Source organism: Burkholderia sp. MSMB617WGS (genome assembly GCF_001532025.2).
Lineage (GTDB): Bacteria > Pseudomonadota > Gammaproteobacteria > Burkholderiales > Burkholderiaceae > Burkholderia > Burkholderia savannae.
In genome coordinates this window covers 3,878,494-3,895,253 of record NZ_CP013457.1, presented here as the reverse complement: position 1 = coordinate 3,895,253, position 16,760 = coordinate 3,878,494, and the positions used below count along the sequence as shown (strand labels likewise).

At 67.2% G+C, this 16,760-nt stretch carries 17 protein-coding genes; 9 read left to right on the top strand and 8 right to left on the bottom strand.

From position 1 onward, the window contains the following. The first annotated feature begins 73 nt into the window (after positions 1–73). Positions 74–1,381, top strand: coding sequence for a solute carrier family 23 protein (locus WT60_RS19090; RefSeq protein WP_060355811.1), 1,308 nt, complete (start codon positions 74–76; stop codon positions 1,379–1,381). A 195-nt stretch (positions 1,382–1,576) separates the two neighbouring features. Here the strand turns inward: WT60_RS19090 and WT60_RS19085 are convergent, their stop codons facing one another. Then, positions 1,577–2,458: a transcriptional regulator GcvA gene (locus WT60_RS19085; RefSeq protein ID WP_060355812.1), complete on the bottom strand. Its 882-nt coding sequence runs from the start codon at positions 2,456–2,458 to the stop codon at positions 1,577–1,579. A gap of 97 nt (positions 2,459–2,555) precedes the next feature. On the opposite strand from WT60_RS19085, the gene WT60_RS19080 reads away from it, so the two are divergent. After that, a complete protein-coding gene (locus tag WT60_RS19080; RefSeq protein ID WP_060355813.1) occupies positions 2,556–3,158 on the top strand; it encodes a chromate transporter in 603 nt (200 codons plus the stop codon). Further along, positions 3,155–3,685 carry a chromate transporter gene (locus WT60_RS19075; RefSeq protein WP_059578263.1) on the top strand — a complete coding sequence of 177 codons (531 nt, stop codon included), beginning with the start codon at positions 3,155–3,157 and terminating at the stop codon, positions 3,683–3,685. The genes WT60_RS19080 and WT60_RS19075 overlap by 4 nt, the downstream gene beginning before the upstream one ends. A gap of 285 nt (positions 3,686–3,970) precedes the next feature. On the opposite strand, the gene WT60_RS19070 is transcribed toward WT60_RS19075, so the two are convergent. Beyond that, positions 3,971–4,309, bottom strand: coding sequence for a hypothetical protein (locus WT60_RS19070; RefSeq protein WP_060355814.1), 339 nt, complete (start codon positions 4,307–4,309; stop codon positions 3,971–3,973). A 112-nt stretch (positions 4,310–4,421) separates the two neighbouring features. Here WT60_RS19070 and WT60_RS19065 point away from each other — a divergent pair, with 112 nt between their 5' ends. The 4 genes from WT60_RS19065 to WT60_RS19050 all read left to right on the top strand — a co-directional run bounded on the left by WT60_RS19065 (position 4,422) and on the right by WT60_RS19050 (position 7,248). Further along, complete coding sequence (locus WT60_RS19065) at positions 4,422–4,766, top strand: zinc ribbon domain-containing protein YjdM (RefSeq protein ID WP_038748385.1); 345 nt, start codon at positions 4,422–4,424, stop codon at positions 4,764–4,766. A gap of 17 nt (positions 4,767–4,783) precedes the next feature. Next, the gene (locus WT60_RS19060) at positions 4,784–5,476 is read left to right on the top strand and encodes a YoaK family protein (RefSeq protein ID WP_060355815.1); all 693 of its coding nucleotides are present in this window, start codon (positions 4,784–4,786) and stop codon (positions 5,474–5,476) included. Between the two features lie 81 nt (positions 5,477–5,557). Then, on the top strand, positions 5,558–5,929 hold the full coding sequence (locus WT60_RS19055) for a glyoxalase superfamily protein (RefSeq protein ID WP_060355816.1): 372 nt from the start codon (positions 5,558–5,560) through the stop codon (positions 5,927–5,929). Between the two features lie 182 nt (positions 5,930–6,111). Next, positions 6,112–7,248, top strand: a complete 1,137-nt coding sequence (locus WT60_RS19050) for a porin (RefSeq protein ID WP_038748634.1) — start codon at positions 6,112–6,114, stop codon at positions 7,246–7,248. Positions 7,249–7,410: 162 nt separating this feature from the next. Here WT60_RS19050 and WT60_RS19045 read toward each other — a convergent pair whose 3' ends face one another. The 6 genes from WT60_RS19045 to WT60_RS19010 all read right to left on the bottom strand — a co-directional run bounded on the left by WT60_RS19045 (position 7,411) and on the right by WT60_RS19010 (position 13,719). Beyond that, entirely contained in the window at positions 7,411–8,229 is an 819-nt protein-coding gene (locus WT60_RS19045; protein ID WP_038748379.1) for a hypothetical protein, read from the bottom strand. Between the two features lie 59 nt (positions 8,230–8,288). Next, entirely contained in the window at positions 8,289–8,852 is a 564-nt protein-coding gene (locus tag WT60_RS19040) for a hypothetical protein (protein WP_060355817.1), read from the bottom strand. A 348-nt stretch (positions 8,853–9,200) separates the two neighbouring features. Continuing rightward, entirely contained in the window at positions 9,201–10,181 is a 981-nt protein-coding gene (locus WT60_RS19030) for a lysylphosphatidylglycerol synthase domain-containing protein (RefSeq protein WP_186448591.1), read from the bottom strand. Positions 10,182–10,272: 91 nt separating this feature from the next. Continuing rightward, complete coding sequence (gene hpnI, locus WT60_RS19025) at positions 10,273–11,520, bottom strand: bacteriohopanetetrol glucosamine biosynthesis glycosyltransferase HpnI (protein WP_038748373.1); 1,248 nt, start codon at positions 11,518–11,520, stop codon at positions 10,273–10,275. A 406-nt stretch (positions 11,521–11,926) separates the two neighbouring features. After that, positions 11,927–13,351, bottom strand: a complete 1,425-nt coding sequence (locus tag WT60_RS19015) for a carbohydrate porin (protein WP_060355818.1) — start codon at positions 13,349–13,351, stop codon at positions 11,927–11,929. 98 nt (positions 13,352–13,449) lie between these two features. After that, on the bottom strand, positions 13,450–13,719 hold the full coding sequence (locus WT60_RS19010) for a hypothetical protein (protein ID WP_038748370.1): 270 nt from the start codon (positions 13,717–13,719) through the stop codon (positions 13,450–13,452). A gap of 1,073 nt (positions 13,720–14,792) precedes the next feature. Between WT60_RS19010 and WT60_RS34560 the strand changes: the two genes are divergently transcribed. Together WT60_RS34560 and WT60_RS19000 are read left to right on the top strand one after the other, a co-directional pair. Next, on the top strand, positions 14,793–14,933 hold the full coding sequence (locus WT60_RS34560) for a hypothetical protein (protein WP_038748367.1): 141 nt from the start codon (positions 14,793–14,795) through the stop codon (positions 14,931–14,933). A gap of 112 nt (positions 14,934–15,045) precedes the next feature. Next, a complete protein-coding gene (locus WT60_RS19000) occupies positions 15,046–16,695 on the top strand; it encodes an NRAMP family divalent metal transporter (protein ID WP_059643248.1) in 1,650 nt (549 codons plus the stop codon). The last annotated feature ends 65 nt before the right edge of the window (positions 16,696–16,760 follow it).

The window sequence follows — 16,760 nt, the reverse complement described above, 5'->3', positions numbered from 1 at the left end:
TACACTCGCGCGTGATTTTGCCTCGACGCGCCGTCGCGCGCGCCTCAATCCAGACAACAAGGAGAATTCCGCGATGGCCGATTCCTATTTCCCGCGTTGGCGCGCGCCGTCGCGCGACGACGCGGCCCGCGTCGTCGCGCCCGACGAGCGCCTGCCGTGGCCGCAGACGTTCGCGATGGGCGTGCAGCACGTCGTCGCGATGTTCGGCTCGACGGTGCTCGCCCCGCTTCTGATGGGCTTCGATCCGAATCTCTGCATCCTGATGTCCGGAATCGGCACGTTGCTGTTCTTCGCGCTCGTCGGCGGCCGCGTGCCGAGCTATCTCGGCTCGAGCTTCGCGTTCATCGGCCTCGTGATCGCGGTGACGGGCTACGGCGGCAGCGGCGCGAATCCGAACATCCCCGTCGCGCTTGGCGGGATCGTCGCGTGCGGCGTCGCCTATGCGCTGATCGGCGTCGTCGTGTCGGCGGTCGGCACGCGCTGGATCGAGGCGCTGATGCCGCCCGTCGTCACGGGCTCGATCGTCGCGGTGATCGGCCTCAATCTCGCGCCGATCGCGGTGAAGGGCGTGTCCGCGTCGACGTTCGATTCCACGCTTGCGCTCGTGACCGTGCTTTGCGTCGGCGGCGTCGCGGTGTTCGCGCGCGGGATGCTGCAGCGGCTCCTGATTCTCGTCGGCGTGCTGATCGCGTACGCGATCTATGCGGCGCTCACCAACGGCATGGGGCTCGGCAAGCCGATCGATTTCGCGAGCGTCGCGAACGCCGCTTGGTTCGGCGTGCCGACGTTTCACCGCCCCGTGTTCGATCCGCACGCGATCCTGCTGATCGCGCCCGTCGCGGTGATCCTCGTCGCCGAGAATCTCGGCCACATCAAGGCGGTGAGCGCGATGACGGGCCGCAACCTCGACCGCTACGTCGGCCGCGCGTTCGTCGGCGACGGGCTCGCGACGATCGTCTCCGGCAGCATGGGCGGCACGGGCGTGACGACGTATGCGGAGAACATCGGCGTGATGGCGGTGACGCGGATCTACTCGACGCTCGTGTTCGTCGCGGCCGCGCTGATCGCGATCGCACTCGGCTTCTCGCCGAAGTTCGGCGCGGTGATTCAGACGATTCCGGGGCCGGTGCTGGGCGGGGTGTCGATCGTCGTGTTCGGGCTCATCGCGGTGACGGGCGCACGGATCTGGGTCGTGAACCGCGTCGACTTTTCCGACAACCGGAATCTGATCGTCGCCGCCGTCACGCTCGTGCTCGGCGCGGGCGACTTCTCGCTGAAGTTCGGCGGCTTCGCGCTCGGCGGGATCGGCACCGCGACGTTCGGCGCGATCATCCTATACGCGCTGCTGCGCAAGGAGAAGGAGCCGGGGCCGATGGTGTGAGCGGCGGCGGGGCGGCCTCGATTGGCGTGCGGCTCGAATTGCATTGCCTGGTGCGGGGTGGTCGAAGTGCGGCGCACGAAATGCGGCGGGGCTGCGATCGCATGACTTTCGTCGCGCGACTGGTCCGTCACCTGATTGGCGTGCCGCGCGCCCCTCGGCCACGCCGCGCTTCCCCGCTCGACGCCCGGCGGCTCATCAGCCCCCATGCGCCTGCGCTTCGAGCCACGCGCAGAACCGCCCGACGAGCGCCTCGCCCGCCGTTTCGCGCGGCGCGATCCACCAGTAGCTGCGCGTCGCGATGCGCGGGCCCGGCAGCGGCGTCACGAGCCGGCCGCTCGCGAGTTCGTCGGCGATGAGGGGCAGCGGCCCGAGCGCGACGCCGAGGCCGTCCACGGCCGCCTGCAGCGCCAGATAGAAGTGATCGAACGATTGCTTCTTGCGGCCCTTCATCGGCACGCCCGCCGCGGCGAACCACTCGCGCCACGCGTCCGGGCGCGTGTCCGAATGCAGCAGCACGTGACGCGCGAGATCGTCCGCGCTCGCGATCGGCGCGCGCTTCAGGAGCGCGCGGCTGCACACGGGAATCACGCTTTCGTCGAGAAAGCGGCCGCTCGCGCAGTTCGGCCAGCGGCCGGGGCCGCGCCGGATCGCGACGTCGAAGGCGTCGAGCGAGCCGAGCGGCGCGTTCGAGGTCGACAGCTTCAGCTCGACGTTCGGCACCTCGCGCTGGAACCGCGACAGGCGCGGCAGCAGCCACTTCATCGCGAACGTCGGCAGCGCGTTGATGCGCAGCACGCGTGCCGCGCCCGTCTCGCGCAACTGCCCGGTTGCGCGTGCGATGCTGTCGAACGCCGCCTCGACGGTCGCGAGATAGCGGCGGCCTTCGTCGGTGAGCTTCACCCGCTTGCCGTGCCGATGGAACACCGGCTTGCCGAGCCACGCCTCGAACGCGGCAATCTGCCGGCTGATGGCACCGTGGGTCACATGCAGCTCTTCGCCCGCGGCGCTGAAGCTTTCATGTCTTGCGGCGGCTTCGAAGGCCTTCAGTGCCGGAAACGGTGGGAGATCGCGTGCCATGCTTGTGATTCTAGATCACAAAGGCGCGCCGATAAAATCGTTTGGACTCCGCGGCGATCGGGCGTAACCTCGGCTCGTGACAATCGCGAGGACTCCCATGCAATCCTGTTCCGAACCCGATGACGGCGGCCATGCGGTCGACGTGAGCGTCGCCGATCTGTTCATCGGTTTCCTCGGCCTCGGGCTGATCTCGTTCGGCGGCGCGCTGCCGTTCGCGCGGCGCGCGCTCGTCGAGGAGCGCCGCTGGCTGACGGCCGACGAGTTCGCCGATCTTCTCGGCCTCTGCCAGTTCCTGCCGGGCGGCAACGTGATCAATCTGTCGGTCGCGGTCGGCATGCGGTTTCGCGGCGTGCCGGGCGCGATCGCCGGCCTGCTCGGCCTCGTCGCCGGGCCGACGCTCGTCGTCATCGCGCTCGGCGTGCTGTATGCGAAGACGCAGCAGAACCCGGGCGTTCATCATCTGTTCGGCGGCCTCGCGGCGGCCGCGGCGGGCCTCTTGATCGCGATGGCGATAAAGGTGGCGAAGCCGCTGCGCCACGCGCGCACGGCCGCTTGCGTCGCGGCGCTCGCGTTCGTCGCGATCGCGGTGTTGCGCACGCCGTTGCTGCCGACGATGCTCGTGCTGACGCCCGTCAGCATCTGGCTCGCGTCGCGCGCCCCGCGCGGCGCGAACGAAAGCGCGCAGGGAGTGCGGCGATGAGCGACACGCTCGTTTCCCTCGCGGTGATTTTCGGCCAGCTGTCGCTGCTCGCGTTCGGCGGCGGCAACACGATCCTGCCCGAGATGCAGCGGCAGGTCGTCGATGTCCATCACTGGATGAGCGCGCAGGCGTTCACCGCGCTCTTCGCGCTCGCGCAGGCGGCGCCCGGGCCGAACATGATGATCGTGCCGCTCGTCGGCTGGCACGTCGCGAGCTGGCCGGGCCTGCTCGTGTCGTCGCTCGCGAAGTTCGGGCCGTCGTCGATCGTGACGATGGCCGCGCTGCACGCGTGGGAGCGCTTCAAGGACAAGCCGTGGCGGCGCTACGTGCAGCAGGGGATGATGCCCGTCACCGCGGGCCTCGTCATCGCGAGCGCGGTGCTGATCTCCGAGGCGTCGAACCGGTCGGCGCTGCAATGGGGCGTCACGGCGGCGGTCGCGGCGCTCGCGTACCGTACCCGCGTGCATCCGCTGTGGCTGCTCGCGGGCGGCGCGCTCGTCGGGCTTATCGGCGGATTCGTCGGATAGCGATGGCGGGCGCGGCGCCGTGCAACGGCTGAGCATCGCGGCGTGACTTCGAGCGAGCCGGGAAGTTCGACACTGGGCCGTTGAATCTCGATTCTCGGGCTTCGGCCCCCTGGGCTTCGCGCGCCGGATTTGCGACGCAGACGTTTCGAGCGCATCGTCGCGGCATGCGATGCGCGGGTCGGATCAGCTCCGCACGGCGCGCTTGCGCCGTGCGACCGGGCGTCGCCGACGAATCCCGTCAACGTTCGCGCGAGCCGGCCGCGTTGCCGGGCGCTTCGCCGGCCGTCATTCGGACGAGCGCGCGTTGCGCTTCACGAGGCCGAGCAGCTTGCCGCGCTCGGCGTTCAGATCGCCGCCCGGCGACGACCAATCGAGCACGTAGCCGTGATTGAGCGAATCGCGGACGATCGACGAGTAATCGGATTTCGCGAGCTTGCCGTCGCGCATCGCGCGGTTCACTTCGCTCTGCAGATCCGGCGTGAAGCCGGGATAGGCGGCGACGAGCGCCGCATACTGGCGCGCGTCGATTTCGTCCGACTCGCGGTTGAACGCCCACACGACGACGAGCACGATCGCGACGAACGGCACGAGGGTGTAGCGCAGGAAGAACTTGGCGGCTGTCATGGCAAGGTCGATGCGGTGAATCGAGAGGCGGTTCGCCGGCCGCGGGCGGCGGGCGCGGACGGGCGAGTATACTTCCGTCCACCGAATCAATTGCAAACAAGGCTGCAACACCATGTCGACTCTTCCCGCCTGCCCGCAATGCGCGATGGAAAACACGTACCCGGACGGCGAACATTATATTTGCGCGGACTGCGCGCACGAATGGCCGATCGCGGGCGAAGCGAGTGCCGCCGATGACGACGCGGCAGCTGTCGTGAAGGACGCGAACGGCAACGCGCTCGCCGACGGCGACGCCGTCGTGCTGATCAAGGACCTGAAGGTGAAGGGCTCGTCGATCACGCTGAAGATGGGCACGAAGGTGAAGAGCATCCGTCTCGTCGGCGGCGATCACGAAGTCGATTGCAAGATGGACGCCGGCAATTTCATGTTGAAGGCGTGCTATCTGAAGAAGGTCTGAGCGGCGCGCGACGGACGATGAATCTCGACGCCGCAAGCCGCAACCTGACGGTCGCGTCGCTGCTCACGCTGTCGGGCGGCTATCTCGACGCGTACACGTACGTCGGCCACGGCCACGTGTTCGCGAACACGATGACGGGCAACGTCGCGCTGCTCGGGATCAACGTGTCGGCGGGCGACTGGGCGCAGGCGCTGCATCACGTGCCGCCGCTCGTCGGTTTCGTGATCGCGGTGTTCGTCGCGCACACGCTCGGCCTCGCCGCGCAGAAGGGCTTGATTCGGCATACCGCGTTCATCAGCCTGATCGTCGAGATCGTCTTCCTCGCGTTCGCGTTGCTCGGCTGGCCGGCGATGTCGAGCGCGTGGCTGATTCCGGGCATTTCGTTCGTCGCGACGCTGCAGACGATGTCGTTTACGCATCTCGAGAACCTGTCGTACACGTCGGTGATGACGACGGGCAACCTGCGGCGCTCCGCGCAACTGCTGTTCGCCGGCCTGATCCCACGCTACGATGCGCTCGCGCTGCACGACTCGGGCCTGCTTGCCGTGATCAGCTCGTGCTTTCTGGCGGGCGCGGTGGCGGGCGGCTTCGTCACGCGCATGATCGGCGACGGCGCGTTGTGGGGCGCCGTTCTGCTGCTCGTCGCGGCGTTCGCTGAAATCGTTCGGCGCGCGCGCTACGATGCGGATGTCGTCGCGCGACGCGACTGACGACGCTGCGCGCGATGCGCGGCGCGGCGAATCCATCGAACGCATTGACCAAGAAACAAGAACGATAGCGAGGGCGTATTCATGCAGTTTTCTTCCGCGATTCCGGTGCTGAGGATCTTCTCCGAGCAAAAGGCAAAGGAGTTCTACGTCGATTTCCTGGGCTTCACGCTCGGATGGGAGCATCGCTTCGAGCCCGGCTTGCCGCTTTACGCCGAGGTGCGGCGCGGCGATCTGATCCTGCATCTGAGCGAGCATCACGGCGACGCGACGCCGGGCTCGACCGTCTTCGTGCCGCTCGAAGGCATCGACGCGCTACATGCCGAGCTGAATGCCGAGCGCTATCCGTATGCGCGCCCGGGTATCGAGCGATACGACTGGGGGCGGGTGATGCAGATCGCCGATCCGTTCGGCAACCGCTTGCGCTTTTGCGAGCGCGGCGCGCAGGACGCCTGAGCCCCCGAGCGCCGTCCGCCGGCGCACATCGTTGCGCCACCACGACAACGCCGCGATTCTCGCGGCGTTTATTTTTTTACAGAGCTTACATCGTCATATGATTCGTGGGCCCGCCGCGCGCGGCGGAGCCGGCCGCGGCCGTGGCCGAAGAAGAGACGGAGACAATTCACAAAGGAAAGCGCATGAAGCAAACCACCAAAATCGCGGGGCTGGTAGGAGGGGTGATGCTGGCGACCGCAGGCCAGCAGGCGATGGCGCAGAGTTCGGTGACGCTCTGGGGCGTCGCGGACGTGAGCCTGCGCTATCTGAGCAACTCGAACGCGCAGAACGACGGCCGATTTTTCATGACGAACGGCGCGATCACCAACAGCCGCATCGGCCTGCACGGCAGCGAAGATCTGGGCGGCGGCCTGAAGGCGATCTTCAATCTCGAGAGCGGCGTCAATCTGCAGGACGGCTCGTTCTCGGACAGCAAGCGCATCTTCAATCGCGCCGCCTACGTCGGCCTGACGAGCCAGTACGGCACCGTGACGCTCGGCCGCCAGAAGACCGTGCTGTTCGATCTGCTGAGCGATACGTACGATCCGCTGACGGTCGGCAACTATCTGGAGAACGCGTGGCTGCCCGTCGCGCTCGGCGCGGGCCTGTACGCGGACAACTCGGTCAAGTATCGCGGCACGTTCGGCGGCCTGACGATCGGCGCGATGTACTCGTTCGGCACCGATTCGACGTCGTCGACGGGCTCGGGCGGCTTCTCCGGCCAGATTCCCGGCCACATGGGCGCGGGCAACATGTACGGCTTCTCGCTGTCGTACGTCGCCGGGCCGGTGAGCGTCGCGGCGGGCGTCCAGCAGAACAGCGACAACTCGAACCGCAAGCAGACGATCTATCACGCGAACGTCGTCTACGCATTCAGCAAGGCGAAGATCTACGCGGGCTACCTGCACTCGAAGGACGACACGGGCTTCGTCGACACGCTGCTCGCGCAGCAACCGGGCCTCTTCACGACCGGCGCGCCGAAGCGCACGGGCCGGATCGACGACGGTCCGTTCGCCGGCGTGAGCTGGCAAGCGACGCCCGCGCTCACGCTGACGGGCGCGTTCTACTACGACCGGATGCGCAACGCGACGGTCGCGAACGGCCAGCTCGACAGCGGCAACCGTTACACGTTCGTCGGCCTCGTCGAGTACGCGCTGTCGAAGCGCACCGAGATCTACGGCACCGTCGATTTCAACAAGGTGAACGGCGCGGCGACGGTCGAACTGCCGGGCCGCAGCAACCAGACGGGCGTCGCGATCGGTCTGCGCAACATCTTCTGAGCGGCCGGACGCCGCGCGGAACGGCGGAAAGGGCCCGCGCGCGCGGGCCTTTTTTCGTTGCGGCATGCGGCGCGCCGCGCAATTCGCCGTCGATGCGCGCCAACCGCGTCGCACGAGGCGAGAACGCAGCGCGTGCATCGCACGCGACGCACGCCGTGCGGGTTAGCGCGCCGCCATCACCGTGTTGCTTGCCTGCTGCGATACTTGCGTGAGGATCTGCTTCGCCGCCGTGAACGACTGGTTCATGTAGATCTTCGTGAACGAATGGCCGAGCGGATCGGTGAGCAGATGCAAGCCGAGCGAGAAGTTCGACGGCAGCACCGTTTGCACGAGCCCGAGGCTGCCGATCACCGTATCCGACGACGACGTCAGATAGCTCGAGCCCGGCAGCAGATAGCGCGCCGCGTTGCCGACGTTCACCGCGCTGATCCTGCCTTGCGCGCGATCCGGCCCGGTGATCAGCAGATTCATCTCGAAGTTCGCGTACAGCGTGCCTTGCGAGTGGCCGACGAGCACGACCTTGCGGCTCTGCTGCAGGTACGTGCGGTACTGGTTCAGGTGATCGGGCAGCTCTGGAATGTTGTTCTTGGTCAGGATGTCGATGTATTTCTGTTGCAGCGCCGCGTCCATGCCGCCCGCCGGAATCGCGCCGCCGTCGATCGCACGCCAGAAGTCCGCCGGGTTCGTGCCTTCGACCGATTTTTGCTTGAACACCTGCCACAGATCGTTGAACGCGCCCTGCGTCGCGTTGTAAGCGTTGCCGTACACGTAGGCGTTGCTCGTGTCGCGCGCGTTCAGCTCGTTCTTCAGCACTTGCAGGCTCGCGATCGCATCGTCGAACGTGTTGTTGATGCCGTTGACGAACACGATCGCGGAGCCGGGCGCGGCGGTTGCGGCGGTTGCGGCCGTCACCGTCTGCGCGGCGTTCAGGCGCGTGGAGTAGGGCAGCGCGACGAGCGCGCCGGCAATCATCAGCGTCACTAACTTTTTCATCGAAAGTCCCCTCGGTTGATGGTTGAAGCGCTACAGCACGGGTAAGCTCAATTCGGCATGGACGTTGGATTGAAGCCGCACGAGGCGGAGCCGGGATCGTTGAAGAACTGGCCGCCTGCGAGCGACTGGAAGCGGATGTAGGCGAGCGTGTCCGCTTCGGTGTCGAGCATGACCGCGCGCGTGCCCTTGATCCGGTCGAGCATCGTCTGCTGGTCGACGCCCGCCTTCACGAGCACGCGTGCGCTCAGTGCGCACGCGATGCCTTTCGCGATCGCGTCGCCGGCCGTTTTCGCGTCGGCCGGATCGCGGACGTCGTTGACGGCCTGGCTCCAGCCATATGCGATCTGCGTGAGCGCTTCGCGCGTGACGGCCGAATTCGCGTATTCGTGCGCGATGTACTCGGCGACGCGCGGGGGAAGCGGCGGCGGCGCGGAGCGCGGCGCCGCCGATGACGCGGCGGTGAATGCGTTCGCCTGCGCGGCGGGAACGGTCGATTCCGCTCGCTCAGCCGGTGCGGCGGCGGGCGCGGCATCGGTCGACACGATCCGCGCGCAGGCCCACACGAATGCGGCGATCGCGAGCGCGGCCGCAGTTGGGTATTGCCATCGCATGTCCCCTCCTTTGTTGTTGTGAGTCTTGTATTGGTTGTGGACCGCGACCTGCAGCGCGTCGCGATCCGGCGGTCCTCGATCCCGCCAACGGCTCGCAAACGTTACAAGAAATCGATGCAACGGGGAAGCGTCACCGTATCGACAGCAAGGACTTCGCCTCGCTGCGATTCGTGTGCGGCGTCAATGTCTTCGATTGTTTCGTCGTGCGACGTGATGCACCGGTGCGAGAACGCGCGTCGAGCGATGCGCGCGCCGGCGCGAATCGAGATGTGGTCCAGCCCGATCATGCATGCGGAAATTGAAAGTGGCGTGACGGCGCGCGTGCGCTCGCCGAACCGCGTCGAGCGCCTACGAACGGCGCGCCGCGACGGCCGCCTCCGCGAACTGCCAGGCGAGCAGGCCCGGCACGAAGATCAGCAGATCGCGGATTCGCCGCGCGCCCGCGAGCCCGAGCGACGTTGCCGGATCGAGCCCGAGCGCGCCGCCGATCAGCACGAAGCCGCCTTCCTGCACGCCGAGCCCGCCCGGCACGAAGAACGCGGCGCTGCTGAGCGCCTGGATCAGCGCCTCGATCGCGAGCGCATCGACGAGCGACACGGGCGCGCCGAGAAAATGCAGCGCGAGCCAGATCTCGATCGACGTCGCGAGATGCTGCAGCGGCTGCCAGAAGAACAGATAGCGCATGACGGTGCCGCGCCGCCGCCAGACGGCTTTCAGCGCATCGTCGATCTGCGCGGAGCGATCGACGAGCGACGCGAGTTGACCGCCCGCGACGCGATTGAGCGCGTGCATCGCGCGCTCGAACGGCTTCGCATGTTGAACAAGTGCGAACAGGATCAGAAGCGGCGCGAGCGCGGCGAGTCCCCATGCGAACATGCCGGCGACGCGCAGCGTGTCCGACGTCGCGCGGGTGAGCAGATAGCCGACGCCCGCGAGCGCGAAGAGCGCCTGGCTGATCAGCGTGAGCTGCATGTCGGACACGAGGCTGGCGCTCGCCGCGGGCGCCGTCAAGCCGTGCGCGCGCAGCAGGCGAAACGACACGAACTCGCCGCCGATGCGCGCGACGGGCAGCAGCCCGTTCACCGATTCGCGAATCCACACGAGGCGCAGCATCGCGCGCAGGCGCGGCTGGTCGGGCGGCGCGATCAGCGTCTGCCAGTCCTTCGCATTCGCGAGCATCGGCAGCAGATGCGACGCGGCCGCGACGACGAGCCCGACGCCGGCGGCGCGCATCAGGCCGAGCACTTCGCGGGGATTGTCGCGCGCGACGAGCCAGAGCGATACCGCGAGTCCCGCGAGCGCAGCGATGCGCCCCGCGTGCTTCATCAGTTGCCGGTTGAGCACGGCGGGCGTGCCGGTTCGAGATCGAGTCGATTCGTTTTGCATGACGAAGAAAGGCCTATTCGACGCGCGGCGCCGATCAGGCATTCGGGCGTTTTTCAGGCGCGGGGCACAGGCGGCCGTCACGGTCGACATCGAAGCTGAAGCCGCGCCAGATCACGCGCGACGACGAGAAGCTCGCGACGAAGATGCCGAACGCGATCAGATCCGCGAGCGGCAGCAGCAACAGGTCGCGCACCGGCCGCTTCGTCGCACGATCGACGATGTGCTTCGCGGCGATGCGCGCGACGAGCGTGACGGGCACGAGCGACCATGCCCACGCCGCGCCGTTCGACAGCAGGGCGCCGAGCAGCGCGAGCGCGAGCGGATGCGTGAGCAGCGAGCCGAGATGGCCGCGCGGATCGACCGCGCGGATCGTGCGGCTCCAGCGCAATTCGTGCTCGGCGAGCCGCGCGACGCGCGTCTCGACGCAGCCGTGCTCGACGGCGAACGGCGGCACCGCCACTCGCGCGCCGCGCGCGCGCACCGCTTCGCCGATCGCGTGATCCTCGGCGAGATGGTGTGCGAATTGCGTGAGGCCGCCGATCGCGTCGAGCGTGGCGCGGCGCATCGCGATCGTCTGGCCGAAGCACGGCCGCGCAAGCTTGAGCGCGAGGCCCGTCACGACGCCCGGCAGGAACTGGTGATTGGTGACGAGCGCCTCGACGCGCGGCCAGAAGCCCGGATCGGGACGGCCGCGATACACGCAGGTCACGAGCTCGACGCCCGGTTCGTCGAGCTCGCCGACGATATGCCGCACGTAATCGGGGCCGACGCTCACGTCGCTGTCCGCGAAGATCAGCACGTCGTGCGCGGCGGCGGGCAGCATGTTGACGAGGTTCGCGATCTTGCGGTTCGGTCCGTACAGGCGTGCGTCGGCGACGATCGTCACGTGTGCGCGCGGAAATGCGTCGCGCAATGCGTCGACGGCACGCAGCGCGGGATCGTCGCGATCGTGCACGCCGAACAAATACTGGATCGGGCCGTCGTAGCGCTGCTCGCAAAAGCTCGCGAGGTTCGCGAACAACGCCTGCTCGGTGCCGTGCAGCGGCTTGACGATCGTCACGGGCGGGCAGTGTCGCGGCTCGTGCGGCGCGCGTGCGAAGAAACGCTGCGTGAGGATCGCCGCGAACAGCGTATATGCGCAGCCGAACGCGGCGGCGAGTGCGCAAAGCGCGGCGAGCGACGCGGCGAGCAGCGCGACGAGATGCCCGATGTCGCCGAATGAAATCAGCTCCGCCGCGAGCAGCGCGGCGACGGCGCCGGCGAGCCATGCGAGCGCCTTCATCGCGCGGCCTTGCGAACGTGGCGGCGCATGCGAGCGGCGGGGGCGCGATCGTTCGGGCGATCGTGGCGGCAAGCGGCGAGATCGGAACAGAACAAGCTGATGGCTCCGCGTGAAGGCGACTTTCGTCGGGAGGCGCCGAGCCGGGCGTTCGCGTGGGATGGGCGTCCGGTTCAGCATGCCGCATCCGGCCGCGTGGCGCAATTGCTCGGTTATGCGGAGCGCCGCTCGCGCGCGGCCGAACGAGCCACAGTAAAGTGCGGAGCCGACTTTCTGATGGCATTCCGGTGACAAATCGGTTTAAGCAATTTGACGGCGCGAGAGCGACGGGTGCGCGCGCGATGCCGCTGGCGGCGGCACCGCGCGCGAAACGTGAAAGGCATGCGAAAGCTGAGGAACGCGAAACGCTTCAGAACGTGATCGTCGTGCGCACGCCGACGATCGCTTCATTGCCGATGCGCGTAGCCGGGTCGTTCGGATTGGGAATGCCGCCGCCCGGACGGAATGCGTACTGGAAGTCCGCTTGCAACTGCCACCACGGCGTCACCTGATATTGATACGTCGCTTCGATGAGCGTTTCCGCGCGGCGCACCGGATAGCCCGGCGTCGTGAACACGCCGACGTCGCCGTCGTTGCCGCGCGCGTGCGAGCCGATTTTCGCGTAACTGACGGCGAGGCCCGCCGTGTCGTTGTCGCGTCCCGCGAACGGCGCCTTCAGCGTGACGCCCGCGTTCAGCGCGAAATCGACCACGTTGCGATTGCCCGGCGCGCCCATCACGCGCGCGAATACGTTCAGCGAGCGCGGGCTGTCGGCGCTCGGGCGCCACACCATCTGGTCGGCGACGGCGTAGAGGCCGTAGTCGCCGCGATGCGTCGCGGCGACGCCGTTGCTCTCCGGATCGGCGAGCGGCATGCCGTTCGTGTCGTAGCGCGGATCGTTGAAGCGCTCCGAGTTGTACCAGACCCCCAGCTTGTACATGCCCGGCAGGCCTGCCGGCTGCGGCGCCTTCGGATCGGCGGGCGGCGCGTTGAGCGCGTACTGCAACTCGCCGATGAATAGCGCGCCGTTGTGCAGGTTGAAGTTCGTGCCGTGAAGGTTGAGCTGCTGCGCGTCGCCGGCGTCGCCCGCCGGGTTGCCGTCGAACACGCCAGCCATCACCGTCCACGCATCGGACGGCTTGTAGCGCAGCCGCACGCCGAGCGACGACAGCGGGTACGCGGGGCCGCCCGCCGGCATGTCGACGGCGGGCAGCACGGGCCAGCCGAACGTCGCGTTGATGAACGTGCCCGCGTACTGGCTCACCATGAATTCCTGATCGAGACTTTGCTGGCCGATCTTCACGTCGGCGCGGCCGCCCGCGAACGACTGCTGGTACCACAGCTCCCAGAGGCGCGTCGTGCCTTCGGCTTCGATGCCGCTCGCGGTCTGCAGCAGTTGCAGATTGCGCGACGTGAGGCTCGTGCCGTGAATCTGCAGGCCCGACACGTTGAACGTGCCGCCGGGCAGGCCGATCGCCTTTTCGGTGTCGACGCTGAAGCCGAATTGCGTGAGGCCGTCGTACGCGCCGCCGCGGCGCGTGCCGCCGGACAGATTGCGCAGGTACTCGCTCGTTTCCTGCAGGTTCAGCGTGATCCCGTGATCGCCGAGCTTGGTGCGCAGGCCGCCCATGTCGCCGAACAGGTTCGAACGCTCCCAGAAGCCGGTGGGAGCGGGCGCGGCGGCGGCATTCGCGGCTTGCGCGAGCGCGGGCGGCGAGACGCCGAGCGACAGCAGCAACGGCAGGCCGGAAACGACGCCGGATTTGACGAGCATGCGATGGATGGTTTTCTTCATGACGAATCGTTGCTTGGATGAATGCGGGCGAGGATACCGCCCGCTCGCCGCTTGAGGTCGCCCGCCGGACACGGCGAACCGTCGGGCTTGCCGGGTGCTTACGAGAACCACCAGCTAACGCGCATCGCCTGATTCAGACCGGTGCGACAACCCGAGGCGGACAGCAGCGCGACGATCCCGACGGCGCCCGCGACGGCGCCGACGATCGCGCAACTGACCGGCCAGACGAGAAACCCCGCGCCCGGCGCCGTGCCGTTGCTCGAAGCGTTCGCCGCATGCGCGAGCGGCGAGATCGACGACACGACGATCCGGTGGCTCGCGAGATGGGCGTAGCGTCCGAGCTTAGCCTTGAAAAATTGAACAAACATGACTTCGCTCCCGTCCGCTCCGGCCTGCGCCGGACGACGTAACGCATCGCTTGCGCGCCGGAAGGCGGCCTGCGACGAGAACTGAACAGAGGAAGCGTGCTGCGGACGGGGCGGACGAAGGCCACCCGCGATGAAGCGCGCTAACTCGACCAATGCGAGCTAGCGGCGAAGGAGAACCAGGCGGCTAGCGCGCGATTGCGTTGCCGGCTTCGACCGGCATCGAACTGCAACTACTGGGGGACGTGTCCACGAGGGACTCTCCTTCTGTGACGAATTGCGGCGGATTGTATGCGTGCCGCGCGTGGGCGCGCAAGTAAAAAACGAATAAAGATGCCGGATCGATCAGCATCCGTCGAAATCGGCGCGTGCGTGCGCGCAGCCGCCGCCGCACGACGTGCGTTCCGGCTTTCGATGACTTTCCTTTCGCGAGCGATTGAAAGCAACGGGCCCGGTTTCATCGCGTAAAAACTTACAGCGCCGCAAACGCGGAAATTTTTTTTCGCGAAGTCGATGAACGTCATTGACATTGAGTTTGTCGCCTACCTAGAATCCGGCCATCTTCACAAATGGGGCATCCGCCTTGGACACCTGCAGTAGTCGATCTTCGAGCAGTTATTTCGCCTGACCGGCAAGACGTCCGCGCCCTTTTCATCGCCGCCGTCGAGCCAACCAGGCAGACGGTGCGCGTCGCAGTTCCGAGTACCACTCCCCGTGCACCCTTGATTCGCGCCGCGTGAGCGCTGCGTTTTCGCGCGCCCGTTCGGCATTCGCCGCGAACCCCGGTTCGCGGCGCGCGTTCGCTCGGCGCTGCCGCATGCTTCGCATGACGGCGCGTCGAGCGCGCGTGTTCGCGTGCGCGCTCGTCGTGCATGCGTGCACGCGGTAAGCCAACCGTCAGACAAGGAGCCGACATGCCGGACTGTGACAGTTATCCCATATGCCGCACCCTCGATCTTTTCGATTTCGATCATCAAGGGAAGCGCGTGGGGCTCGATCGATAAGCGCATCGCGCGCATGAGATTCGGGCACGCGGCTTCCCGCCATGCGCGAGAACCCGCGCCCGGAGAATCATCATGCAATTCGGTCTGCTTCTGTCGCAACTGCCGCACGTCCAGGAATCGCGCGTCCACTACGACGCGATGCTGTCGCTCGAATCCGCCGGCAAGCCGGCGGCCGTCTCGTTCTGGCAGCGTCTGAAAGCGCTGATTTCCTGAAACTCGATGCGCTTCGGCATGCGCCGAGCGCGGCGCCGCGTCGCGGTGCTTGCGCTTCGCGCATGCCGGGGATGCGCGCCGACGAAAACCATACCTACCGGGGAGAACCCATATGTCCACGCCAACCGACGTCTCGCCCCCCATCGCCGTCGAGCGCAGCGCGGTCCTCGATCACGCGCACATCGGCGACATCAAGGGCGCGCTCGGCACGATCGCGCATCACGACACCGCGCCTCGCAACAACTGGTGGGCGCGTTTGCGCACGCTGCTCGCGATTCTCGGGCCGGGCCTCATCGTGATGGTCGGCGACAACGACGCCGGCGCGTTCGGCACTTATACGCAAGCGGGCCAGAACTATGGCACGACGCTCTTGTGGACGCTGCTGTTGCTCGTGCCCGTGCTGTTCGTGAATCAGGAGATGGTGCTGCGTCTCGGCGCCGTCACGGGCGTCGGTCACGCACGCCTCATCTTCGAGCGCTTCGGCAAGTTCTGGGGCGCGTTCAGCGTGATCGACCTCTTCATCCTGAACGCGCTCACGATCGTCACCGAGTTCATCGGCATCACGTTCGTGCTCGACTTCTTCGGCGTGTCGAAGGTTGCGGGGGTGTGCATTGCCGCGGCGCTCACGATGGCGGCCGTCAGCACGGGCGATTTTCGCCGGTTCGAGCGCTTCGCGGTCGTGCTCTGCCTGCTGAGCCTGCTGCTCGTGCCCGTGCTCGTATCGATCCATCCGCCCGTGCATCAGATGACGCGCGACCTGTTCGTGCCGGGTTGGCCCACGCACGCGAAGCTCTCCGACGTGATGCTGCTCGTGATCGGCATCGTCGGCACGACGATCGCGCCATGGCAGCTGTTCTTTCAGCAAAGCTACGTGATCGACAAGCGGATCACGCCGCGCTTCATGAAATACGAGAAGGTGGACCTGTGGATCGGCATCGTGTTCGTGATGATCGGCGCGATCGCGATGATCGCGTTCTGTGCGGCGCTCTTCGAGGGACGCCCCGAGGCGGGCAACTTCACCGACGCGGGCGGCGTGATCGCGGGCCTCGCGAAGTACGCGGGCCACACGAGCGCGACGCTCTTCGCGATCGCGCTGCTCGACGCGTCGATCATCGGCGCGGCGGCGGTGTCGCTCGCGACCGCGTACGCGATCGGCGACGTGTTCAAGATCCGTCACTCGCTTCATCGCAGCGTGTCGGACGCGAAGGGCTTCTACTTGGTCTATTTCGGCATCGTTGCCGCGGCGGCCGCGCTCGTGCTGATTCCGGGCAGCCCGCTCGGGCTGCTCACGGAAGCGGTGCAGACGCTCGCGGGCGTGTTGCTGCCGAGCGCGACCGTGTTCCTGCTGCTGCTGTGCAACGACAAGGCGGTGCTCGGCCCGTGGGTCAACTCGACGAAACTGAATCTGTTCACGGGCGCGGTGATTTGGGTGCTCGTGATGTTGTCGATTATCCTGACGGCGTCCGTGATGTATCCGGACATGAGCGGCGAGACGATGCTCGAGGTGCTCGCGGGCGGCACGCTGCTCGCGGCGGCGGGCTACGTCGCGACACTCGCGCTGCGCAAGCGCGGCATCGAGCCGGCCGAGCCGGCCGTCGACCGCAGCCTGCGCGACACGTGGCGGATGCCGCCGCTCGACACGCTGCCCGCGCCGCGGATCACGATGTCGACGCGCATCTGGATGGGCGTGCTGCGCGGCTATCTGGTGCTCGCGGTCGGGCTCGTGATCGTGAAGGTCGTGCAGATGGCGTTTTTCAGGTAGCCGGCGCGTGCGGCCGTTCGCAGCGCGCAGCCGGCCGTTTTCCGACGATTCCAATTCTTGCGGGA